General features: G+C 66.4%; 23 protein-coding genes. 6 read left to right on the top strand and 17 right to left on the bottom strand.

Annotation, left to right across the window (positions count from 1 at the left end; all coding sequences use genetic code 11):
- Nucleotides 1-13 precede the first annotated feature (13 nt).
- The 6 genes from ACIRPP_RS24365 to ACIRPP_RS24340 form a co-directional block, all read right to left on the bottom strand.
- Nucleotides 14-919, bottom strand: coding sequence for an aldo/keto reductase (locus ACIRPP_RS24365; RefSeq protein ID WP_403646526.1), 906 nt, complete (start codon nucleotides 917-919; stop codon nucleotides 14-16).
- Nucleotides 916-2,103 carry a JmjC domain-containing protein gene (locus ACIRPP_RS24360; RefSeq protein ID WP_362491057.1) on the bottom strand — a complete coding sequence of 396 codons (1,188 nt, stop codon included), beginning with the start codon at nucleotides 2,101-2,103 and terminating at the stop codon, nucleotides 916-918. The genes ACIRPP_RS24365 and ACIRPP_RS24360 overlap by 4 nt, the downstream gene beginning before the upstream one ends.
- Before the next feature lie 14 nt (nucleotides 2,104-2,117).
- Nucleotides 2,118-2,255 (bottom strand): hypothetical protein, encoded by a 138-nt coding sequence (locus tag ACIRPP_RS24355; RefSeq protein ID WP_006143122.1) that lies wholly within the window; start codon nucleotides 2,253-2,255, stop codon nucleotides 2,118-2,120.
- 412 nt (nucleotides 2,256-2,667) lie between these two features.
- The gene (locus ACIRPP_RS24350; protein ID WP_362491060.1) at nucleotides 2,668-3,501 is read right to left on the bottom strand and encodes a helix-turn-helix transcriptional regulator; all 834 of its coding nucleotides are present in this window, start codon (nucleotides 3,499-3,501) and stop codon (nucleotides 2,668-2,670) included.
- Nucleotides 3,498-4,013, bottom strand: coding sequence for a DUF6879 family protein (locus ACIRPP_RS24345; RefSeq protein ID WP_362491062.1), 516 nt, complete (start codon nucleotides 4,011-4,013; stop codon nucleotides 3,498-3,500). Before ACIRPP_RS24345 ends, ACIRPP_RS24350 begins: the two co-directional genes overlap by 4 nt.
- The gene (locus ACIRPP_RS24340; RefSeq protein WP_055493664.1) at nucleotides 3,997-4,206 is read right to left on the bottom strand and encodes a hypothetical protein; all 210 of its coding nucleotides are present in this window, start codon (nucleotides 4,204-4,206) and stop codon (nucleotides 3,997-3,999) included. The genes ACIRPP_RS24345 and ACIRPP_RS24340 overlap by 17 nt, the downstream gene beginning before the upstream one ends.
- Nucleotides 4,207-4,459: 253 nt before the next feature.
- On the opposite strand from ACIRPP_RS24340, the gene ACIRPP_RS24335 reads away from it, so the two are divergent.
- Nucleotides 4,460-4,591 (top strand): hypothetical protein, encoded by a 132-nt coding sequence (locus ACIRPP_RS24335; RefSeq protein WP_267893341.1) that lies wholly within the window; start codon nucleotides 4,460-4,462, stop codon nucleotides 4,589-4,591.
- Here the strand turns inward: ACIRPP_RS24335 and ACIRPP_RS24330 are convergent.
- Nucleotides 4,582-5,436: a hypothetical protein gene (locus ACIRPP_RS24330; protein WP_403646520.1), complete on the bottom strand. Its 855-nt coding sequence runs from the start codon at nucleotides 5,434-5,436 to the stop codon at nucleotides 4,582-4,584. The genes ACIRPP_RS24335 and ACIRPP_RS24330 overlap by 10 nt on opposite strands.
- Nucleotides 5,437-6,173: 737 nt before the next feature.
- Between ACIRPP_RS24330 and ACIRPP_RS24325 the strand changes: the two genes are divergently transcribed.
- Nucleotides 6,174-7,424, top strand: coding sequence for a hypothetical protein (locus tag ACIRPP_RS24325; protein WP_403646518.1), 1,251 nt, complete (start codon nucleotides 6,174-6,176; stop codon nucleotides 7,422-7,424).
- Between the two features lie 155 nt (nucleotides 7,425-7,579).
- A complete protein-coding gene (locus ACIRPP_RS24320) occupies nucleotides 7,580-7,993 on the top strand; it encodes an NUDIX hydrolase (protein WP_403646515.1) in 414 nt (137 codons plus the stop codon).
- Between the two features lie 241 nt (nucleotides 7,994-8,234).
- Here ACIRPP_RS24320 and ACIRPP_RS24315 read toward each other — a convergent pair whose 3' ends face one another.
- Both ACIRPP_RS24315 and aspS read right to left on the bottom strand, forming a co-directional pair.
- A complete protein-coding gene (locus ACIRPP_RS24315; RefSeq protein WP_403646512.1) occupies nucleotides 8,235-8,804 on the bottom strand; it encodes a nucleotidyltransferase domain-containing protein in 570 nt (189 codons plus the stop codon).
- A gap of 128 nt (nucleotides 8,805-8,932) precedes the next feature.
- A complete protein-coding gene (aspS, locus tag ACIRPP_RS24310) occupies nucleotides 8,933-10,255 on the bottom strand; it encodes an aspartate--tRNA(Asn) ligase (RefSeq protein WP_403646509.1) in 1,323 nt (440 codons plus the stop codon).
- A 517-nt stretch (nucleotides 10,256-10,772) separates the two neighbouring features.
- On the opposite strand from aspS, the gene ACIRPP_RS24305 reads away from it, so the two are divergent.
- The gene (locus ACIRPP_RS24305) at nucleotides 10,773-11,756 is read left to right on the top strand and encodes a phosphotransferase family protein (protein WP_403646506.1); all 984 of its coding nucleotides are present in this window, start codon (nucleotides 10,773-10,775) and stop codon (nucleotides 11,754-11,756) included.
- 44 nt (nucleotides 11,757-11,800) lie between these two features.
- Here the strand turns inward: ACIRPP_RS24305 and serS are convergent, their stop codons facing one another.
- Complete coding sequence (gene serS, locus ACIRPP_RS24300; RefSeq protein WP_403646503.1) at nucleotides 11,801-13,087, bottom strand: serine--tRNA ligase; 1,287 nt, start codon at nucleotides 13,085-13,087, stop codon at nucleotides 11,801-11,803.
- A 419-nt stretch (nucleotides 13,088-13,506) separates the two neighbouring features.
- On the opposite strand from serS, the gene ACIRPP_RS24295 reads away from it, so the two are divergent.
- Complete coding sequence (locus tag ACIRPP_RS24295) at nucleotides 13,507-14,076, top strand: HD domain-containing protein (RefSeq protein ID WP_403646500.1); 570 nt, start codon at nucleotides 13,507-13,509, stop codon at nucleotides 14,074-14,076.
- 10 nt (nucleotides 14,077-14,086) lie between these two features.
- On the opposite strand, the gene ACIRPP_RS24290 is transcribed toward ACIRPP_RS24295, so the two are convergent.
- From ACIRPP_RS24290 to ACIRPP_RS24270, 5 genes are all read right to left on the bottom strand, one after another.
- A complete protein-coding gene (locus ACIRPP_RS24290; RefSeq protein ID WP_055493656.1) occupies nucleotides 14,087-14,554 on the bottom strand; it encodes an NUDIX hydrolase in 468 nt (155 codons plus the stop codon).
- Nucleotides 14,555-14,582: 28 nt separating this feature from the next.
- The gene (locus tag ACIRPP_RS24285) at nucleotides 14,583-14,717 is read right to left on the bottom strand and encodes a hypothetical protein (protein WP_403297939.1); all 135 of its coding nucleotides are present in this window, start codon (nucleotides 14,715-14,717) and stop codon (nucleotides 14,583-14,585) included.
- Between the two features lie 262 nt (nucleotides 14,718-14,979).
- A complete protein-coding gene (locus ACIRPP_RS24280; RefSeq protein ID WP_403646498.1) occupies nucleotides 14,980-15,801 on the bottom strand; it encodes a DUF317 domain-containing protein in 822 nt (273 codons plus the stop codon).
- Between the two features lie 15 nt (nucleotides 15,802-15,816).
- Nucleotides 15,817-16,107: a hypothetical protein gene (locus ACIRPP_RS24275; RefSeq protein WP_403646496.1), complete on the bottom strand. Its 291-nt coding sequence runs from the start codon at nucleotides 16,105-16,107 to the stop codon at nucleotides 15,817-15,819.
- A gap of 103 nt (nucleotides 16,108-16,210) precedes the next feature.
- A complete protein-coding gene (locus tag ACIRPP_RS24270; RefSeq protein WP_403646493.1) occupies nucleotides 16,211-16,564 on the bottom strand; it encodes a DUF317 domain-containing protein in 354 nt (117 codons plus the stop codon).
- A gap of 498 nt (nucleotides 16,565-17,062) precedes the next feature.
- On the opposite strand from ACIRPP_RS24270, the gene ACIRPP_RS24265 reads away from it, so the two are divergent.
- Nucleotides 17,063-19,639, top strand: a complete 2,577-nt coding sequence (locus ACIRPP_RS24265; RefSeq protein ID WP_403646490.1) for a GIY-YIG nuclease family protein — start codon at nucleotides 17,063-17,065, stop codon at nucleotides 19,637-19,639.
- A gap of 281 nt (nucleotides 19,640-19,920) precedes the next feature.
- On the opposite strand, the gene ACIRPP_RS24260 is transcribed toward ACIRPP_RS24265, so the two are convergent.
- A complete protein-coding gene (locus ACIRPP_RS24260; protein ID WP_403646487.1) occupies nucleotides 19,921-20,961 on the bottom strand; it encodes a SpaA isopeptide-forming pilin-related protein in 1,041 nt (346 codons plus the stop codon).
- A 53-nt stretch (nucleotides 20,962-21,014) separates the two neighbouring features.
- Nucleotides 21,015-21,500: a hypothetical protein gene (locus ACIRPP_RS24255; protein WP_403646484.1), complete on the bottom strand. Its 486-nt coding sequence runs from the start codon at nucleotides 21,498-21,500 to the stop codon at nucleotides 21,015-21,017.
- Nucleotides 21,501-21,519 lie beyond the last annotated feature (19 nt).

The raw sequence follows: 21,519 nt of genomic DNA, 5'->3' as shown, positions 1-21,519 counted from the left end.
GGCTCGTACCTCCTCATTCACCGGCGAGTTCATCCGTCACCCTCCTGAGTTCCTGGGCCGTCAGCGGCGCAGCCAGAGCCTTGGCCATATCGTCCCAGTGCTCGCGGGTGCTCGCGGAGGTGAGGACGACATCTAGGCCGGGGCATGAGCCAGCGGCCAGCAGGGCAGCGGCTGCGGCCGACAGGCCGGGGCGGATGAGGTTCACCAGTTCGGGTGTCATGGCGTCGAGGAGTTCGCCCCCGTGCAGGGGCGCGGAGCCGAACGTGATCAGCCCGGCGTCCTTCGCCTGTACCAGTGGTCCGCCGCCGTTCAGGGCCTGTGTGATCGGGGCATCCATGATCAGGCTGACGGGCATCTGCATGCCCGTGAAGTGATGCTCGGCGGAACCAGCCGCCTGGCGTGCGAGCGCGAGCAACTCGGCGACACTGAACGCTCCGGAGGTTAGGCCCGACCAGGTGGCGACGCCGTACCCACCGATCCTGCCCGCGTGGGCGAACTCCTCCAGCGCCGTGAAGGCTTCCCGCACACGCCCGTGCAGAGCGGCGCGGTCAAGGCCGTGCCCGTGGTGCTCGGGGTTGTGCACGAACACGAGGTCCACGCGCCCGAGCGCGGCCAAGGATCGCTCCGTCTGCCAGCGGACGAAGCCTCGCTCAAGGCTGTGCCTACCGGCCGCCTCTTCCCGGGTGAGCACGCCCTCAGCCAGGGCGCTGTGGCCTTGCTCCTCCGTGAAGAACCCCGTCTTCGTGGCTACCCGCACGGTCGGGTATTCCCCGAGCACCGGCCGCAGCTCCTCATGCGCCTGACCACGACCATAGTTGGGTGCCGTGTCCACCCAGGGGCTGCCGGCGGCCAGGGCGGTGCGTGCCGCCTGACTGACGGCACGCACGCGGTATGTCCCCAAGCAGAGCGCGGCGGTCACAGCGCCGTTCCCACGACTGCGACGGCGTGGCCGTCAATGAGGACGGAGACCAGTTCGGCCACCTCCTTGACCTCAAGCCCGGCGGAGTCGGCCACCTCCCCCAGCGTGGTCGGCTGGTTGGTCAACAGCGTGCCTAGCGCGGGCGCTGCGGACTCGGCGAAGTCCCACGCGGTACCGGCCGCCGAGAAGGTGACCGTGCCCTGTTCTCGGTTGGCCGTCAGGCGACCTCTCGGGGCGGTGAGCTTGACCGTGATCTCTCTCCGTGCGGGGAGTCCGTCCACGTAGGGCAGGGACGGAATCGCGTGGCCCAGGTCGGTCGTGTCGATCGACTCCGCCCACCGCTCCACGAGGCGGGGGTCCGCCATCATGTCGGCCACCTCACGGCGTACGGCGTCGATGAAGTCCGACTGTTCCGCCAGCGAGCCGAAGCGCGGGATGTCCCTGCGCAGCGCGAGGGACGCCCGGAGTTGATCGACGACCCACAGCATCAGGTCAGCGCCCGTGTGCGGGACCATGCCGAACGTGAGGTGAAGGGATTCCGTCCCCTGATCGGCGGTGACCGAGTGCCACCAGCCGCGCGGCAGATAGAGCACGTCACCCGGGGACAGAACGAGGTCCGCCACCGGGTCGCCCTGCGGCTCCTCCGGCGACTCCACGTCCCGGAAGGTGGGCGCCTCACGGGTCATCCCCCACAGGCGCCACCGCTTCGAGCCATGCAGTTGCATCACGACGACATCGTGGTCGTCCCAATGCCGGCCGAAGCCCTCCCGCTCGGTCCACGAGGCGTACACGTTGGCCTGCACAGAAGTCCCGAGGAAGCGTTCCAGCCCCTCCGCAGCCGCCCCCACGGCGGGGTGGATCTTCTCCACCGCGTCGAGGACCAGCGACGCCCCGTCCCTGAGCTGGGCGTGGAAGTCGGACGGCTGGATACGGGACCAGGTGACCGCGCGGCGGTTCGTTGTCGGGATCGCGTAGCGGTGCAGCGGCACCATCTCGCCGTCAGCCGACAGGCGCAGCCGGGGCGGCTCCAGCCGCTGCGTGGCAATGATCCGGTTCAGGTCGTCCCAGGAGAACAGACCCGCCGCGTCGGCGACCCCGGGGAAGTGCGCGTACGAGCGGTGGTACGTCTGGGCGAGGAACCTGTCCCCGCCCAGACGCCCCGCCCACGAGGCTGCATCAAGCAACGCGGGCGCTCCCGTCAGTCGTTGCCGTCGGAACGGCCACTGCTGACGTCCGACTCCTGCTCGGCACGCGTGCGCGCGGCCACGATCTTCCGCTTCGCGACGAGCAGTCCACCCCCCTCGGGGGCGGCCGACGTGGTGTTCTCTTCCACCATCGGGCTTACCTCTCTCTTCTCGGGGACTCCCACCGGGATTCCGGCAGGAAGCAAAGGGACAGCGACGAGCGCGGCGGACGCCGACCTTGGTGACGACGGGCGCCCCGTGCACCGAGGGCACGCGCACGGCGGGTACTTGGTCGGCAAAGCCAAGATCACCGGGATGCGGTGGTTCACCTGCACCATGCGCACCGGGTCGTACATCCGGCGCCCCTCGTATGACACCCGGAGAGTCATGCGCCCGGTCGTCATGAGCGCACACCAGCGTCAGGGCCGAACCTCCGCCGGTACCCCAGCCGCCACCCCACGCCGTAGCGGACCCACTTTTCGTTTCGCTCGGTCGCTGCCATGGGGGAAATCATTGGCCTACAAAGCGACGGCTGTGTAGTTCTTTCCCGTCATGGACTAAAGATCATGAACGGCAGGCGGCGGACCACTCTGCCAACAAGGCTCGCGCTTCGTCCCCGAACAGCGCATAACCCTCCAGTGTGGAGAACAGTTCCAAGTGCATTTCGATGTCGCGTGGATCTCTCAGGATCACTACACCGGTGGTGTTCTCCACGGTGGCCAGGGTGTCGTCATAGATGGTGAAGGTGTCCATCGGAGCCATGGGCTTGTATCCCGCGATGGGGATGACGCCGAGCTTCACGTTCGCAAGGTGGGTCAGTGAGGCCAGCCGGTCAATCTGCATCGCCATCGCAGCCGGGGGCAGGAGTGGCCACCTCACTGCCTGCTCGGTAAGAATGAAAGTGAACCGCTTCTCCGTGTTGTAAAGAACCTCCTGCCGCTCCAGCTTCCTCGCGATCGTCTTGGTTACATCAGCCGGAGAATGGGCAAGGCTGGCGCGGATGTACTCAGGGGTGGACAGCAGTCCTGTAATCATCGAGAGCAGGAAGAAGCGGAACTCCGTGGACGAGGATTCAAGGGCGGCAAGTTCAGTCTGTTTCTTCTCCAGGCCCCTACGTCGGAGCGAGCGCAGGTCTTGCCATTCGGTGTTGGCCAGCCTCGCGAGGGCAACGACCTCCTCGATGACTTCGGGTGGAGCCACCACGGCCCGGAGGATCCTTTCCAGATCCAGCAGACTCGGCTGGACTTTCCCATTCTCGATCCGACTGATCTTCGATTGGGACATGTTGCAACGCCGAGCGAGCCGGTCCCCAGTGAGGCCGGCTCGCTTGCGTAGTTCTTTCAGCAGGGCCGCCAGTTCCTGTTTTGGCTGCCCGAGCTGCTCAGGATCGAACGTCACCCGCTGCTCACGTACTCCAGGAACGGCACGGATTCGGCAATGGCAATCCGCTTCCACTGCCGGTAGGGCTCCGGGTCGCCCCCGTACAGCTCGCGGTTTATCTGTGTCCCGTCCGACCGGTAGTTCATCAGGACCACCTTGGACTCGTCGAACATCCAGAAGTCCTGATCTGGAAGTCCCGGGTTCTCCCGGTCGGTGAGGTCGAGGATACGGATATCCTCGCCCGCCTTCACGTGGTGCCGGTAGTAGTACTCGAATTCGAACCGAAGGTAGTCCGAGAGCGGGCGGGTCACGACGTGCACCCTGCCGACTCTCTTTCCTTCCGAGGCCCACTGCCGGACCTCATCCATCCAGGCCGATGTGTAATCGTCCGGCGACTTCTCCCCGGCGAGGAATCGCTTCAGCTTCTCCGCTTCCTGGGGCATGGTGTAGACGGGCAGCGTCTCCAGCCTCCACGCCTCACGCTCCATGGAATCGAAGCAGTCGTTCCAGGCGTCACCATCCAAGTGCACGGAACGCCTCCCTGAGAACCGCCTCCGGGATTTCCACAAGCCCTTCCCCTGCGGGCGGGGTGAAGGCGTCGGACACGTCACCCTGCACCACGAACGACCCCGCGGCCGTGCGGTACACGTTCGGGCAGTCCTTCTCTCCGCACTCGCCGTTGCCATTGCCCGTGAGCCGGGTGAGTGCCGAACGCTCGGACATGCCAAACCCCCTTGCTCTGGCCCCGATTGGGCCGCCTGCCCACGACGTTAGAGGGGGCGGGGCGCAGCGTCTATGCACGAACACGACTATGCGTGTCCTCGCATAAACCCGTGCGGCCGGAGGACCGCAGCCGAAGGGGAGGAAGAGGAGCGGCAGGGTGCGGGGGCTGACTGAGGGACCCCGTCCTACCTGCTCCCGGCAGCAGGCCACCCCGGTGCAGGCTACCTTCAGGGCCGCCTACCACCTCCCGCCCGTGAACGCGGTAGCGGTCGGCACGGACAACCCCGACCACCTGCGAGAGCTGACCAACGCCCAGAGCTTCGCGGTGGACGAGGAGGCCGTCCGCCACTACCGCAGCCTCCTGCGCAACCGCCGTCAGGAGTGAAGCTCGGCGATGAGCCGCGCCGCCTCCTTCCGGGCGGGCTCCAAGCGGGGATCCTGGGGATGGGCGTGCGGTCCTACGACCTTCGCACAGAAGAACAGGGCCATCAGCCGGCCAGACCTGCTCTCCAGGTCTGGCCGACGCTCCGCCCACACTCGTTGTGCCAGGGCGGGGACGGCGAGGGAGTTCCCCCAGAGGGTGGCCGCGTCCAGTCCGCGCGGCGCCATCCCCCAATCCTCCCAATCGATGATGCAGAACTCGGGCCCGGTCACGTTCGCCCACGTCAGATCCGCATGTGCCGGCGTCCACTCATCCACGGTGGCGTCTACTTCGGGGAAGACTGCTCGGATCGTCCCAGTCACCAGTTCCTGGGTGGCCGTCTCTGTGTCCGGAGTGGCGAGGCGGTGCGTGCGCTGCGCGGCGAGTGCGTCCAGCGAAGCATTGAGTGCCGCCCACCAGCCGTCCGACAGTTGAGGATCCTCGATCACCAGAGCGGCTTGCCCAACGGGCGGGGCGGTGACCAGCACCATTTCGTCTGCCCGCCACATCACCGGCTCGTCCCGCTCGCGCCACGCCAGCCCCGCATACCACTTCGGCATAGACACTCCATGCAAGACCGCTGCGGCCTCGGTGCCGTTCCAGCCCTGTGCTCCGATCCGGTCGAAGCTGCGCCGCTCAACCCTCACCCACGTTCCACGGTCCGTCCGCGCCCCAACCGAGCGTCGCTTGCACACCACGGTGTCACGGACCAACTGCATTTGAAGGGACCGCTCCACGTGTTCGAGAACGTCATCAACCGGCTCAACACGCAAGTCCACGGCCCGTGCACCAGGCGAAGAGAGCGTCATCTGGACTCCTTGGGCCCTCGCTGTGGGGTAGGGGCGACCTGCCGTCAGGTGAAAGCACCCGTAAGTTGCTTAATGTATTGGGTGATGTGCGGCATCCTCTGCGGCAGTTGATCGAGTGGGAAGAGGCGGAGCGCCTGGCATTCACCAAGGACGAGGTCGGTTGCGGCAACTTCCCCCCTCTACGGAGCGAGGAACAGCTGCGGCGGGATGATCTGCGGCAGGAGGGACCGCGACGGCCCGCGAGACGCTGGATTAGACGGGCGCGCACTGTGCTGTACGGCGCGGTCTCGGTGAGCGGATCCATCCGGCGACGGGTGTCCACCGCGTGTACCTGGCAGCGGACGCAACGAACAATGATGCGGTTGAAGAGCGGCTTGGGTGGCGAAGAATGCGGCGGGCCTGTAGGTTCTCAATTTCAGTGTCAGGCGCCGACCCTGTGACCTGGATATTTCCCTTGAGTCTCACGTTGTGTCGGCAGGCGGCTGTCTCAGATCGGTGTCATTTCCTCAGGCTGTCCAGCAGGCTGCAACGCGGCCCGGGGCGTCACGAACCTGCATCGGCAACCATCCGTTCCACCCACTCACACACCTTCGTTGCACACGAACGTCCCGAGCGTCGTCGCTGACAAGCGCCTGCGGGACTACGGACGGGTTGATCAGCCCATAATTGGAGTCAGTGCCGAGCGACCCGGCGCATCGCACCCGCCCCGGGTGCACTCACCGCGATCGGAGAGCATCGTGAAGAACAGCGCGTTGTGGCGAGTGGTTGACAACGAGAGTGGTACCCAGTCCATCGTCAGCTCGCCCTCCGAGGCGGTCGCGTTCGTCAACAGCCGGTTCGACACCGATGACGACGACGAGCCGTTCAGCATCACCGAGGTCGGTCCTCTCCTTCCGAAGCCGCTCGGGGTCATCACTGCATGGGCTGCCGAGAAGGACGGCGAGCGAACCGACGGGCGTACTGCCCCGATCACCATCAGGCCGGTTGTGACGGACAACGCCAGCGAGTGCGATGACGTCGTGCTCTGGGGCGACGTGTACGTCTCCTGGGACCACGACATGTACACCGTCGAGGAGCCGGACAGCTCCGAGTACAGCGAGGCTTACAGCGCAGCCGAGTTGAGCGCGATCCTCGACGAGTACGCCGATGACTACGAGTACGCGCCTGAAGGGCCTGAAGGGCCCGACAGCCACAGGTGGCCGAAACCGGAAGAGTTGATCACCTACGGCGCCCAGGAGTGCGCCAAGCGGTTCGGGCACCTCGACGACGACGCCCTGCTGTGGCTCGCTGCCACCCGCATCACGCTCGCCGTGTGGCGCAACACACCCGTCGAGAACTGGCATGCCGGGAAGAGTCCGCTGCACGACGGCACAATGATGCGGATCAACGCGGCAACCACCCGACTCGTGCGCTCGATGCTGTCGTTCGACCATGTCGACTGGATCGGTCTCGGTCTCGCGATCGTCAACCCGTCCCGGGTTCTACCGACCGGGCAGTCTGTGCTCGAGCTCGGGCTGGCCTGCCACAACCCTGACGACCCGGCACACGAGGATGATCCGCGCGTAGAACTCGCGGAGATGGCACAGGTCGCGATCTCATGGGGGCGAAGGTACTGCCTTAGCGAGAAGGAGTTCGGTCTGCGAACCCTGGTCGAATCCTTGTGCGCGTTCGACAACGGCTGGTTCGGAGCACCGAGTTGGGGGCGCATCGTCGATCGGTTCCTTACGGCTGTCGACGACCGGGAGAATGCGCACTGGCGCATACACCGGGACAAGCCTTGGTTCGACGAGTGGTTCACCAACCGGCCGACCGACATTGCGGACACCACGGAATTTCGTCGGCTGCTCCTTGCCGGGCCCGACCTGCTGTCCGAGGAGGCCGCCGAATGGTGCGTGGATGGCGCCATCGGCTACGTCTGTCAGGACGACCACGCAAACGGCTGCCCGCTGTGCGGTATCCCGCTGGCAACGGAGTCCTCAAACGAGTGACGGCAGTGGCCAGCGATTCTCAATCCCGTGTCAGTTCGGCCAGTCACATGACATCGCGACTGAGAAAATGACACGGGATCTGAAAACCTACAGGGCCGCTTCATGTCCGTCGACACGATCTACCCGCCGATGCTGGCAGCACTGGAGGAAGACGTATGACCGAGCAAACGGCACAAGAGCGACCGGGCATCGCAGCCGCGATCGTGGTACAGGACGGCGCCGTGCTCATGGTTCGCCGCCGGGTCGCGGAAGGTCAACTGTCTTGGCAGTTCCCGGCGGGCGAGATCGAGGGGACGGAGACCCCTGAACAAGCAGCCGTGCGAGAGACGAGCGAAGAGGTCGGCATGGAGGTGACCGCTCTCAAGGTCCTCGGAGAACGGGTTCACCCCAAGACTGGCCGGAAGATGACCTACGTGGCCTGTGTCGTAGAGTCCGGCGCTCCTTACGTGGCGGACGACGATGAACTGGCTGAGGTGGCATGGGTCCGGCATGCCCAGATTCCCGCGTACGTGCCATATGGCCTCTTCGACGCGGTGCAGACATATCTCGACGCCGCACTGAGCCGGTAACACCTCGGTGCGTGCCGCGGACGGAGGACGAGGCAGCGTCGGGTAATCAGACCGCCCTCCCGACGAGCTAAGGAACTGGTCGTGGACACTGAAATCGGCCTGATCTGCCTGCGGTTGGTTAGCGTGGCGTCGCCATTGCCTCGTCGACCAAGTGTTCACTCACGGAGTGCCAGGGCTTCAGGTTGTACAACTCTCGTACCACCTTCGTGTCACCCACGGACCGCGTTCGGCGGCCGACGTCTCATTTGTGTGCGTCTGGTGGCGTAAGACGCTGCCGCCATGGGTGGTCCGGCACGGTTACTGCGATAGCGTTCGCCAACCAAATGCGTTGAGGTTCGTCGAGCAGCGGCAGTACCGCTTCGAAGTCTGTCTCATCCTTCTCTCGTGTCGCCTTCGCCTTGTAGTAGAGCTGCACCTCGGGCGCCAGGTAGGGGATACCAGTCCCGCTTCTTCGTCCCATCCGCTCGATCGGAAGCCGGATCCGTGGGGTACGCCGAGAGACCCAATGGGTGCCCTCCGCCTCGTCCAGCATGAGCTGCACGGACCAGGGCGCCTCAGCCGTGCGTCGGCACCAGATGTCGTGGAGGGGCGGCCGAAGAGTCTCCCCAGAACGCCACGGGCGCAGCTGCCCCAAGCCAGGTGGGTCCGCCACGTACAGGTCCCAGTCGGTCAAGAGATCGCGCAGGCGAGCTTGGTCCCGTCGAAGGACGAGGACATCGAGATCGCCGTGCGGGCGTAGCTCACGGCCGACAGCGAGTTCGATCGCGTACCCGCCAGCGATCCACCACGGGAAGTCGGCCGCAGCGAACATGACAGCTAGATCCTCGGGACGAGCCGGCACCCAGCGCCCCACTCCCTCAACACTCACCTGTCCATGGTCTCAGTGAACGAGGCCCGCGAAGGGGAACCCGACGTAGGCCGACAAAACACAGAGGCCAGCTATGGAGTAAGTCGGTTCGGTCCGCGGAAGAGGAAGGTGGCCTCGCGGATCGACTCCAGTCCGAGCAAGACCATGAGTACGCGTCCAAGGCCCATGCCCAGCCCGCCGTGCGGTGGGCACCCGTACCGGAACGCGTTCAGGTAGTCCTGCATCGGCTCCGGACTCATGCCCTTCTCGGCAGCCTGCTTCAGCAGCACGTCGTAGCGGTGCTCGCGCTGGGCGCCGGTGGTGATCTCCAGCCCCTTCCAGAGCAGGTCGAAGCTCAGGGTCACGCTCGGGTCGTCGGCCGGCCGCATGTGGTAGAAGGGCCGGATGCTCACGGGGTAGTGGGTGATGAACACGAACTCGTGGCCGGTGGCCTGTTGGATGCGGGCGCTGATGCTCCGCTCGCCCTCCGGGTCCAGGTCCTCCTTGGTTCCTTGCGAGTCCCAGCCGCCCTTGCGCAGGATGTCGTGCGCCTTGGCCATGGTGATGCGGGGGAAGGGCGTCGTGGGGACGGTGATCTCCACGCCGAACTGCTCCCGGACCGCATCGCCGTGTGCACCGGCGACCTTGGCGATGGCGTGGGCGAGCATCTGCTCCTCGAACGCCATTACGTCCTCGACGCCGTCAATCCAGGCCAGCTCGACGTCGACGCCGGTGAACTCGGTGGCGTGCCGGGAGGTGAACGACGGCTCTGCACGGAAGACGGGGCCGATCTCGAAGACCTTCTCGATTCCGGCCGAGATCGCCATCTGCTTGTAGAACTGCGGCGACTGGGCGAGATAGGCGCTGCGATCGAAGTAGCCGAGTTCGAAGACCTCGGCGCCAGACTCCGAGGCGGTGCCCATGAGCTTGGGGGTATGCATCTCCGTGGCGCCCTGCGCATAGGCGTACTCGCGCATCCCCTGCTCCAGGGTGGTCTGCACGGCGAACATCAGCTGAGCGGCGGGACGGCGGCGTACGTCCAAGAACCGCCAGTCCAGGCGGTGCTCCAGGCCCGTGTGCTCGTCGCTGGGCAGCGGTGTCGCGGCCCGGTTCAGGACCTCGACCCGCTCCGGGATGATCTCCAAACTGTGAAGCTTCACGATCGGGTTCTCGACGACGCGGCCGGTGATCCGCACCGCGGACTCCGGTGTGAGCTGCTGCAGGGCGGCCTCGATGTCGTCGCCTGCGCCGCCGCGCCGGTGGGTGACCTGCACCATGCCCGTGTGGTCGCGTACGACGACGAACTGGACCTTACTCAGCAGGCGCAGAGTGTGCGCCCAGCCCGACACGGAAACGGTTCGGCCCAAGTGCTCGCGCAGGTCAGATACCAGTACCCGATCGGTCGTATGGATCATCGCAGCCCTCCAGGGCGTCATGGTGATCCCTTGGGGGCGCGGGCGAGAAGGGGACTCGCGGTTCCACCACGCCTTCACCACCACTCGACAGTGGCGGCCTCATTCGTGGCCGGTAACGGGGCCAGCCGGCGGGGCATTGGACCACATGGCCGTTCCTCCCCGCACTCAGGAGGGTCTTCACTCTGGGGCGCGAGGCTGCCTTCCCAGCTGCCAGCAGCTCTCTCGGCTCGCGTGATCCCGGGCTACTCGTCTCCGTCAACGCGTTGTGACGGAGGATAGCGAGCCAGGGCCTCGAGACGACAGCGAGATTTCTGCGTAGATCGTGATCGTGCCAGTGGGCAGGTTCGGAAGCAGGTGCGGCCACCCGACGATCAACGGCGCCAGGAAGGAGGAGGTGTAGTCGCACTGATGATGACGCTACCCGGGGCGTAGCCTACGAGGCTCAGCGAATGGACGGACACGGATCCGCGTGACAATTTCGTGGCGCCGGGAAACACAGCTCCCCCATCCTGACGGAATGCCCGACATCATCACCTCGCGCCTTCAGTACAACGCCACAGCGGTACGCCCAAACTGGAGGGACCTCCCACAAGACGTTCGCCAGCTCATCACCCGACGCCTCGGAGGCCCAGTACAGGCCGGGTGCAGCGCAGGGAGCGGATTTACCAGCGGCTTCGCCGCTGTACTCCGCGGGGCCTTCGGACCTCTGTTCGTCAAGGCGGTCAAGAGCCTGGACAACAGCGTGGTGGCCGACTCCTACCGCAGGGAAGCGTTGATCAACCAGGCGCTCCCGGCAGAGATTCCGGCGCCACGCCTGCAGTGGATTGAGGAGCACGACGGATGGGTCGTTCTCGGCATCGACGCTGTCCCCGGTGGCAGCATGCCCACCACACCGTGGAAGCCTGATGAGCTAACGGCCACTCTCGACGCGTACAGGATCACAGCAGAGGCACTCTCCACCCCACCCACAGCACTCCAGCATGTGGGCCTCAAGCCTGCGGGTGACGGCGGTGACTTCGCCGACTGGCGCAACCTCGCCCGAGGCGCCACGCACACGAACGCCCTGCCTTCCTGGGTACCACTCGACCTACTGGACGTGCTGGCCAGCCTGGAAAGCGGATGGCGGGAGGCCGTCGCAGGCAATGCCGTCCTCCACCACGACCTACGACAGGACAACGTGCTGATCGATGCGCACGGCGCCTCGTGGATCTGCGACTGGAACTGGCCCTGCCTGGGTGCGAGCTGGTTCGACCTCGTCCTGCTCCTGGCCACCGCCTACGCCGACGGACACGACGCCACCGCCCTGTTCACCCAGCACCCCACCGCCCGCGGAGTCGCCGACGAACAACTCGATGCGGCGCTCGCCGCTCTCTCCGGTTTCTTCCTCACCTCCGGCGGACAGCCCGCAGCAGACTGGTCACCGCATCTTCGCCAGCACCAGACGTGGTGCGGAGAGGTCACACTGCGATGGCTGGCCAACCGGCGCGGTTGGGCACTCTGACCTGGGGCCCACCCGTTCAGTGTTCGACAGACAGCCCGCTCAACTCAGGCCGAGGGCGGTGCTGTCAGGACGCCGCTCGGGATCCACTTGCGCAACACCTCGGGTACCTCCACCGTGCCGTCGGCCCGCTGGTGCTGCTCCAGCAGCGCGGGCACAAGCCTGCTGGTGGCCAGACCTGAGCCGTTCAGCGTGTGGACGAACGTCGACTTCCCCTGTTGCGGCCGGTAGCGGATGTTGCCACGCCTCGCCTGGTAGTCGCGGGCATTCGACACCGAGCTGACCTCGACGTACGCCTCGATGCTCGGCAGCCACACCTCGACGTCGTACGTCTTGGCCATCGCTGCGCTGGTGTCCCCGGCCGCGAGTCGCGTGATCCGATAGTGCAGGCCCAGTCCCTTTACCAAGTCCTCCGCTCTGCCGAGAAGCTCCTGGTGTGCGGCGTCCGAGGCGTCCGGGTGGGTGAACTGGAACAGCTCGACCTTGTTGAACTGGTGACCGCGCAGGGTCCCCCGTTCAGCCGTGCGGTAGCCGCCGGCCTCCTTGCGGTAGCACGGCGTGTACGCGACGTACTTCCGAGGCAGCTCCGTCTCGGGCAGCGTCTCGTCCCGGTGCAGATTGACCAACGCTGTCTCCGCGGTCGGTAGCAGGAACCGCTCCGGACCTTGCTCCCCCTGCTCCAAGGCGAAGACCTCGTCCGCAAACTTGGGGAACTGGCCCGCCGTGTACCCGGCCGCGAAGGTCAGGATGTGCGGCGGCAACACGAACTCATAGCCGTCCCGCACATGGGCCTCCAGGAAGTGGTTCAGCAGCGCCCACTCCAGGAGCGCGCCGTCGCCCCGGTAGATCCAGAAGCCGCTGCCGCCGAGCTTCGTGCCCCGCTCATAGTCGACCAAGCCCAGAGTTCGAGCGAGCTCCACATGGTCCCTGGGCGTGAAACCGAACTCCGGACGCTGGCCGGCTTCACGAATGACCTCGTTGTTCTCCTTGCCCCCGGCCAGCACGTCCGCGTCGGGTAGGTTCGGCAGCGGATCAAGGAAGACCTGACGCGCCTGCTCCAGTTCGATGAGCCGCACCTCCACGGCGGTCAGCTGCTCGCCCACGGCCGATGCTTCACCGTGCAGACTTGCCACGCCCTCCCCAACCCGCTGCCGTTTCGCGATCTCGCCCGAGATCCTCTTGCGCTCCCCACGGAGGCGTTCCATCTCAGCCCGCACCTGTCGGTAGTCGTCGTCCAGTCGAAGAAACTCGTCGAGGTCGACGTGGACCGCCCGCTTGGCTAGCGCCTGCTGGACATGGGCTGGGTTCTGGCGAATCAGGGTGACATCGATCATCCTGCCGTGCTCCGTTCGATCAGTCATCATGACGTGATCCCTTGGGAGCGCGGGCGAGAAGGGGCAACTCGCGGTGCCACCGCGCCTTCGCCACCAGCAGATGGTGGCCTCATTCACGACCCGGTCACGGGGGTCAACCGGCGGGGCATTGGACCTTCCCTAAGGCCGTTCCTCCCCGCACTCGGGAGGGGATTCACCTGGGGCGCGAGGCTGCCTTCCCAGCTGCCAGCAGCTCTCTCGGCTCGCGTGATCCCTGGCTACTCGTCTCCGTCAACGCGTTGCCCGGAAGAATAAGTACGCGGCGATCAGGTCCGCAATCGAGAAATGCTTCAGCGGCTCCCGCAGCGTCCAGGCTTCCCCTTTGCGCACGGCCACGGATGCCCAAGACGTTCTCGCCGTTGCTGCCATATCCTCCCCAAGTGGCAACGACCAAGGTTGACTGGGCGTACGAACTGGCTGGTGAGCTGCTGAGTCACAGCCTCCCGCGCAGGTGGGCACACTCGCAGGGCGTTGCCGCTTGCGCCCAGACGCTGGCGCCGCTGGCCGGTAACAGCGCCGAGGTGCTGGAAGCGGCTGCGGTGCTGCATGACATCGGCTACGCGCCCCCGCTCGTGTCTACGGGATTCCATCCGCTGGACGGAGCACGGTATCTCCGGGACGTGCACGAGGCGGAGGGACGGGTTGTCCGCCTGGTCGCGAACCACTCGTATGCGCTGCTCGAAGCCGAGGAGCGTGGCCTCCGAACTGATCTGGCCGACGAGTTCCCCCTCCTGGATGATCCGCTCCTCGTGGACGCGCTGGTCTACTGCGACATGACCACGACGCCGGACGGCCGACGGACGACGCCCCATGAGCGGCTGCAGGAGATCTTGGGCCGCTACGGCGAGGACAGCGTGGTCGGGCGTTTCATCCGCCGGGCCGCCCCGCACATCCACGCGAGTGTGGATCGGGTGCGGGCGGCTGCGGTCGAGGCCGACGTGGAGCTGTAAGTCCGAGCGGTCAGCCGAGGTAGGGGTAAGCCCCGGTCAGGTAGTGGCCGATCTGCTCGTGCATGCTCGGGTGGATGTCGAGCTTATCCAGGTCGTCCGGGCGAACCCAGCGCACGCCGTCGGCCTCCTCATTGACGGTGGGCTTGCCCCCTACAGGGCGGCCGATGTACACGGCCTCGTACTGCTGCCGGATCTCGCCGTCGGTGTACTCGATGATGTGCTCCGGGTTGGAGTAGACGCCGAGGAAGCCGGTGACCTCCGCGACGATGCCGGTCTCCTCCTCGCACTCGCGGACGGCGCACTGCGCCGGGCTCTCGCCGATGTCCTGGGCTCCTCCGGGCAGGGCCCACTGGCCAGTGTCGCGGCGTCGCTGGAGAAGGATGGCGCCTTCGTCGTTGACCACGAGCAGGTTGCTGGCGGGGATAAGGGTGTTGGCCTTGGGGGCCTTGGGGTCGTGGTAGTACTCGGTCCTGCCCACGGCAGTGCTACTCCTGTCTGTCGGGCGCCTAGGGGCGCGCGGATGCCCACACGGCCTCGAAGCTGTCGCCGTACCGCTGGAACCACTCCCCGCCGTCTATGTTGCGGAGCTGGAGTAGCGGGTTGGCGCTGGCCGGCTGGCCCCAGATGTGCGGGTTGACCATGAGGTGGTCGTCGTAAGGGTGAACATGGACGCACGATGGCACTGCGGTCTGACAATCGGGGCGAGATCGTGGAACGCATCGTCTGGGCAGGCAAGATGGCAATGCTGGTGGGGATTACGGGCTCTGTCGTCGCTGTCGTCACATACTGCCGTCACGGTCCGAACCCCTCAGCGCACCGGCAAACACAGCAGCATGAAGCCCGCCCTTCCCGAAATCGGGGAGGCCGGGCTTCATGCGTCGAATGAAGGACGGACACCGGCGTTCAGCCAGCCGGGGCGCGCAGGAGCCGGTCCCGCGTGCTCGCCGGCAGCACCCGGCGCAGGACCGGTGCGGTCGAGCTGAGCGAGGCGGCGAACGCGGCGACCAGGTCGTGCGGGACGCTGGCTGCGAAGGACGCCGCCCACAGGCACTGCGTGCCCAGCGCGGGCTCGGCCCACGCCTGCCATCCGGCCGGTCCCGCAGCGTCGGCCTCGGCGACCAGGGTGCGCGGGTCGGCGTCCTGGATGAGAGGCGGGACCTCGCCGAGGCTGAGGTGGGAGGTGAAGGTCGGGTCCGTCGCTGCCGCGTGGGGCTGGTCAATGTCGCGGAGCCAGCCGTGGGCGGTGACCGCGTCGAGGACCAGCTCGGGCCCGGCGAAGGACACGGCGGGCTGCTCCCGGGCATCGAGCGCGACGAGGAAGTCGGTGAGGACCTCGCCGGGGACGTCTGGGGTGAAGTAGGCCGACCACTGCGCGAGCGGACTGTTGGTATCGGCGCGGGCGCAGACCTGCCAGGAGATCGGCAGTTCGCCGAGGTGGAACGGCTCGTCCGCCAGGACCCACTGGGCCCACCGGAGGGAGTCCTGGCTGATGTGCAGGACGGTGCTGCGCAGGACCTGACGGTCCTCCGGCGCCTCGTCAGGTTCCTGGCGTCCGCGGACGATCGCAAGGCTCGACCAGCCAAGGCCGGCGAGCGTATCGGCGACGGAGTCGTAGAGGCATCCGTCGTCCCCGGCCAGGTGCCGGGGACCGACCCAGTAGGCGCGCTGGGCGCTGTTGCTGGCCGGCGGATCGAGGGGGATGTCGGGGTTCAGGGGCGCCTCCAAGGGCTCGGTGCGGGTCTACTTGCCGCGTGCGGTGCGGCGTTCCCGGCGAGGGGGTGCCTGGACGGGAGAGTGCCAGGTCAGGGCGACGGCGACCTCGGGCGGCAGATGACCAAGCTGGGCGCCCGGATCCCGGCCTTCGGCGAGGTAGACGACAGGCCGCCCGGTCTCGTCCACGGACTGCACGACCTGCGCCAAGCGGTGTGCCACCGGGAAGAAGGGATTCATGGCCTGGCGTACCGGGGCACTCCGGTCGCAGCCGGACAGCAGGTCGATGAGATCGCCGACAGTCATCTCCGGGGTCGTCACGAACAGCCTCCTGAGGTAGAGGGATACGGGGAGCAGTGGAAACGTTCGGCGGCAGACAGACGACCGCGTGCGGGGCGGGGACTATCTGTCTGTGTCCGCGCTCTCATAGGGGGCGTGAGGTCTCCAGCACGCGCGCCACAGCGGCGGCGACGATGTCCGCCGGCGTCTCGGTGTCGAACGACAGGTGGTAGCCACGCACCTTGGCCGTGCCGGTGACGGCGATCTTCCATCCCTCGCCGTCCGTGCCGGGACGACCGAGCGGGAACCAGCCGAGGTAGAACCGGCCGTCCTTGGAACTGACGTGTACGTCCGCACGGTCGTCCACGATGAGGTTGAAGTCCTCCGCGGAGAACTGGTCCATGACGAGCGTGGGCTGGCCAGGACCCAGCTGCCACTCGCGCAGCCGCAGGGCTTCGACGGTGGTGGAAAATCCAAGGCCGACGGGAGCCACGGTCACGGGTAATCACCTCTCTGACCTGGGGTTTCTTACAAGGTCGTCTACGTTGACATGCTCTCGCGCACGTTGGCCAGTCTTTCCGTGATCTTTCCTCTCTGCCCCCGGCGAACTGCTGTCTCCCGTCATTCAATCGAGGCGTTTGGCAGCGAACCCAGTCGTGAGGGCTTCCAACACCGCCACGTGCCGACACCACGCCGAAGAGGTCAATGGGAACGGCACCATGTCCTGTCGGCACAGGTCTTGTCAGTGGCACCTCATACACTCCGCTGATGCGACAGCCAAGGATGATGAGCACCCTGGCCCTGGCCCTGGCCCTCCCAGACACCAGAGCTCACGGGTACGGCGTCTGCAAGGTCGCCCGGAGATCCAGTAGATCAACGGCACCATGCGCCAGAAGCGCTTCCGTGAGGTGGGACGGTCTCCGTTACGGATCTCGGAGAGGGTTCCACTACCGTCCGTGTCAACAGGGGGATTAGAGCTGTGCCTTCCGCTACTGACTTGACTGACTTGCGCGAGCAGTGGATCCAGAAGATCTGCACGAGGATCGCCACCTCCAGCGGCCGCCACCCGTTGCTAGATCCGGCGCGAATCGTCGGCGACACGAGCGATCTGGATCTGATACGGGCCCTTCTGGTTCTGCAGATCGCCGTCTTGGACGCGCGTGGCCGATCTACCGCGCACATCACCGGACTCCTGGCCGAGCACCCGGTCTTCGCCGATCCCAAGCCCGACACAGATCAGTTCGCCAGCCTGGTCAAGCATGTCCGCCAGCGTGTGGAATACGACGGAGTAACGGGTTCCGTCCTGCTGTTCGGCCTCGGCCTACGTGCCGGGGAGTTGGAAAGCGCGTACGCCCTTCTCCTGGACCCCTGGTTCCGTCGGCGGTCCCGCGCGGCCACCACTGCCCAGGTAGTCAGAGACCTGGCCCGGCACTGGGGCGTGGAAGCCTCTCGCACCGTAAAAGCTGCGGTGCCCCGCTCACTCGCACCCCTGGAGGCGTGCTCCGACACCATCTGGTCCCGGCTGAAAACGGAGCCCGACACTCGTGTCCAGCATGTCGTGTCACGTGTCCTATTTGGGAAAGGCAACGAGGCTCAAGAGCTATGGATGAAGCAGTTTCCAGCCCGCGGTGTCAGGCATCTCTGGGAACTGGGCTCACAAGCGGCCAGCTGCACCGCAGCTAGAGGGTACTTTCGCGAGGCGATCCGCCACCCCCAGCTGAACTATACTCAGCGGTCGGTCTTCACTCGCGCCTTGGACGTGGTCGACGAGCAACTCGAGGCGCTCGCCGAAGCGACAGGTTGCCTTAGCGCCACCGAGCGCGACCTGCTACGGCCCCGTACACAGCAGGAACGCTTCCAGGACGCCTGCATCCTGACCTTCCTGAACCGGTCGCTCCACTTCCGAGACAGCTACCCCGTTAGCTCCTGTGTCCCCGACGCCCAGGCGGTACACGGCACATACGGCCCTCTGCCCTGGTGGAACATCATCGTACGGACCGGGGAGGAGACGGAGGCCGCCCGCGCCGCACTCAGCGAGGGAGTGTTGCCCCTCGGTTTCGAGAGGGATCCCGGACACGCGAGTCGACTTCTGCTCATCTGCCGCAAGCCCAGAACGAAGTCCCTGGGTATGCGCGCTCACTTCGTCTTCGACCTGGACAACCCAGCCCACGCCTGCGAGCTGCTCCTCATAGCGAAGAGCTCCGGCGTTCCCATCGACCTCTATGCCGAATCGCACAACGAGCAAGACGAATGGGACATCGAGTCCACCCACCTGGGCACGCTGTACGCGCCCATCGGCCCGGAACTCGCTGGCCTGGTCACGGAAGGGGCCATCGAAGCACTGACACGATCCTTGCCGGGCGCCCGTGACAGTGACCTCGACGAGCATGAGGGGATTGAGCCGCTCGTGGAGGCGTTGCGGCGTCTGCCTCCCGCGGGGGTCCAGCACTTCTCCTCGGGACGGCACATCACCGCATCGTCCCATCGCGACCTCGAAGGCGGGGTCGTAGCGCTGAAGGCCGACCCGCCGGTGGAGCTCTCTGGATTCTCCAGGGGCACCAAGAAGCGCCAGCAATCCAGCCGCTCGCGGGAGACGCGCACCAGGACTCCCCTGCCTCCCCCTCGGACGACTGGATTCGTGTACGTCCAGCGGAATCCTGCCTTCCCGGACATGCTTAAGATCGGCTACTCGGACCGGCTCGCAGAGGACCGCGCGAAGGAGCTGTACGGCACATCGGTCCCCTTCCCTTACGAGGTGCTTTTCAGGGCTCTCTCGTCCCGCCCTGAAGACGTGGAACGGGCTGTCCATCGCCTCCTCACTGCCCAACGGGTCAACGCAGACAGGGAATTCTTCCGCGTCACCCTTGAGACGGCTATCGAGGCGATCCGCCATTGCCAGGGTGAGGCAACCGGGATCACCACCTGGGAGCCGACACCTGTCATTCATCGCCTGCGCGCGGACGACCGAGTCGTCCTGCCACTGAGAGCCGGGCAGTTGTTCGCGCTCACGGCATACCCCCATCTGCTCAGTTCGTCCGCCGAGGTCCTCGACTTCTGGCAGGCCCACTCCGACGGTGATCTACTGGAAATTCACGCCACGCGCGACCCCGGGCATGTGGCCGGCATCAGCGACAACGATCCCGGTGCATTCGAGGACCCCGTTCCATTCCTCAATAGGGAAAAAACCGCACGGAACGGCATGCTCCACGGTCGGGAACGCCTGGTCGCCGGCGACCGGCTGCTCTGGTTCTCGGACGAAGAGGGGTCGACCGACGCCCGCGGCGTCGTCTTCGAAGCGGACGCCTTCTGCCAGGTCACCTACCGGACGGCAGCCATCCGACGGGGCCCGCTGGGAATTCCTCTCCTGCTGAACGACCTTGACCGGGACATCCCCGACGCCATGGGAACACTCATTAGGGACGTCCTCGCACTAGACCCACCGCGTAGCTGGGCGCCCCGGAATCCTCAAGAAGAAGACGGGTGGGCGGTAGCGGCCACGGATCCCCAGCCGCCCGAGCGCTGGCTCCCCCAACTCGAACGACGGCACAGGAACGTGCGCCGAGACCGATCCTGAACACCGTGAGGCACAGGAGCCAGCTCGACGTGACCAAATCCCAGCGTACGCACTGAATTGCTGTCAGATCCCAAGCAGGCCCGGCAAGTTCTTTTGCCAACCGATCCCGGTCGGCGCAGGTCAGCGGGACTCCAGCGACCAACGTCACCCCAAGGACAAACTGCCGTCCGTCGACGACGAATCCTCCCTCTGAGATGTGTGATCAGCTGTTCGGCGTCGAAGACAACAGCAGGCCCCCGGATGCACTTCCCCGGGGACCTGCTGACGGTGGTGATCTATGGCTAGTTGGTCTGGCTGTTGTTGTCGGGCTCGGCCTCGGCAGCCGTACGACGGCGCACAGCGACCACGGTGACGGCGCCGGCGATGACGAGGAGCCCCGCGCCTGCGGCGATCCAAGGTGCAGCGTCGGCACCGGTGTGGGCGAGGGAGCCTGCCGGGGTCGGTGGCGAGGAGTCGCCGACCGGGACTGCGGCTGCGGTGGACGAGGAGTCAGCATCCGGGGTGCCGGTGCCCCGCGCGGAGGGCTTGGCCCCGCCGGTCCCATTGCCCGGCGTGTCCGCAGGGGTGGACGTGCCGGTGGGCTTGTGCGTCGGTTTGTCCGAGAGGTGGGGCTTCGGGCTGGTGGCGGTCTTGGTGTTGGTGACGGTCACAGTCACAGGGGCGCCGGGGCCCGCTGTGAACGTCTTGGACGGCTTGTAGAGGTCGTATCCGGCGGGTGCCTTGACCTGCTTGACCCAGAACTCCGTGTTCAGGCTGGACACCGGCAGTTCCCCGGAGGCCGTGCCTTTGTCCCCGGTCGTCAGGGTGAGCAGCGTTGAGGTGCCGGTGCCGATGTTCACCGTTGCGCCGGGCAGGAGTGTGCCGGTCTTGTCGTCCTTGGCCTGCAGGAGCACCTTGGCGACCTTGAACGAGTCCGTGATCGTCAGCCGCGTGGTCGCGCCGGGAGTGACGATGACGTCCTGGTCGGCGACAACCTCGTGGAGCGGGCTTCCGGAGGCCGTCTCCTTGAGCCGGTAGACGCCCGGCGCGAGGTCGGGGAAGGTCAGCTTCCCCTGCGCGTCGGTTGTCCCGCGCCCGGCCTCCTGGCCGACTGAGTCGAGCAGCAGGAACGCGGCGCCGGGGAGCACATCTCCGGCCGCGTCCCTGGTGGTGATCTCAACGCTGCCCGCGTCCGGGGCCGGTGTGTCGGCAGCGGCGGCCGAGGCGGAGGGGCTCGGATCGGAGGGTTGGGCGTTCGCGGCCGGCGCCCAGGTGAGGGTGCCGGTCACCGCGGCGGCGACGGCGGCGGATCGGACGGCGCCACGGATGAAACGAGCGTGCACGAGGAAGGGGACTCCTTGATCAGTTGGTGGAAGGTCGGTCACCGCACGGGGATTCAGCGGGTGCGGGCCCCGCTGCGGGTGGCCGAAGGGACGGTCGCCCGGTGCGCGGAACGGCCGGCAGCGCGGCTGGGCGTGGACGCGGCCCAGGCGCCGGGGAACCAGACGGCGGTGTACTGCTCGATGGCGTCGCGCAGCCCGGTGGTGACGGCTCCCTCCCACGGTGGCCGGCCTGGGTGGCGGTAGGTGCTGAACGTGCCGTACTGCTTGGTGTTCGGCCGGGTGTTGTTGGCTTCGTCGCGGCGGTGGAAGGTGCCGTGATCGAGGAAGCTGAGGGCGACCGCGTCGATTTCACCGCGGTCCGGGTGGATGACCGCCACGCGAAGACCGTCATAGGTGTCCGCGTGGATGATGGCGGTGAAGTCGATTCGCAGCCGCAGCGGTGCGCCCGGGACCGGAGCGGCGAAGTAGGTGGCGCCTACGACGGCGTAGTCGAAGGGAAGGCACAGCTCGGCGAAGAACTCGGCGGCGTGCAGGGACAAGAGGAATCTCCGCTCGGGG

Source organism: Streptomyces sp. NPDC101219, assembly GCF_044767675.1.
Taxonomy (GTDB): domain Bacteria; phylum Actinomycetota; class Actinomycetes; order Streptomycetales; family Streptomycetaceae; genus Streptomyces.
This window is presented reverse-complemented; position numbering and strand designations above follow the sequence as displayed.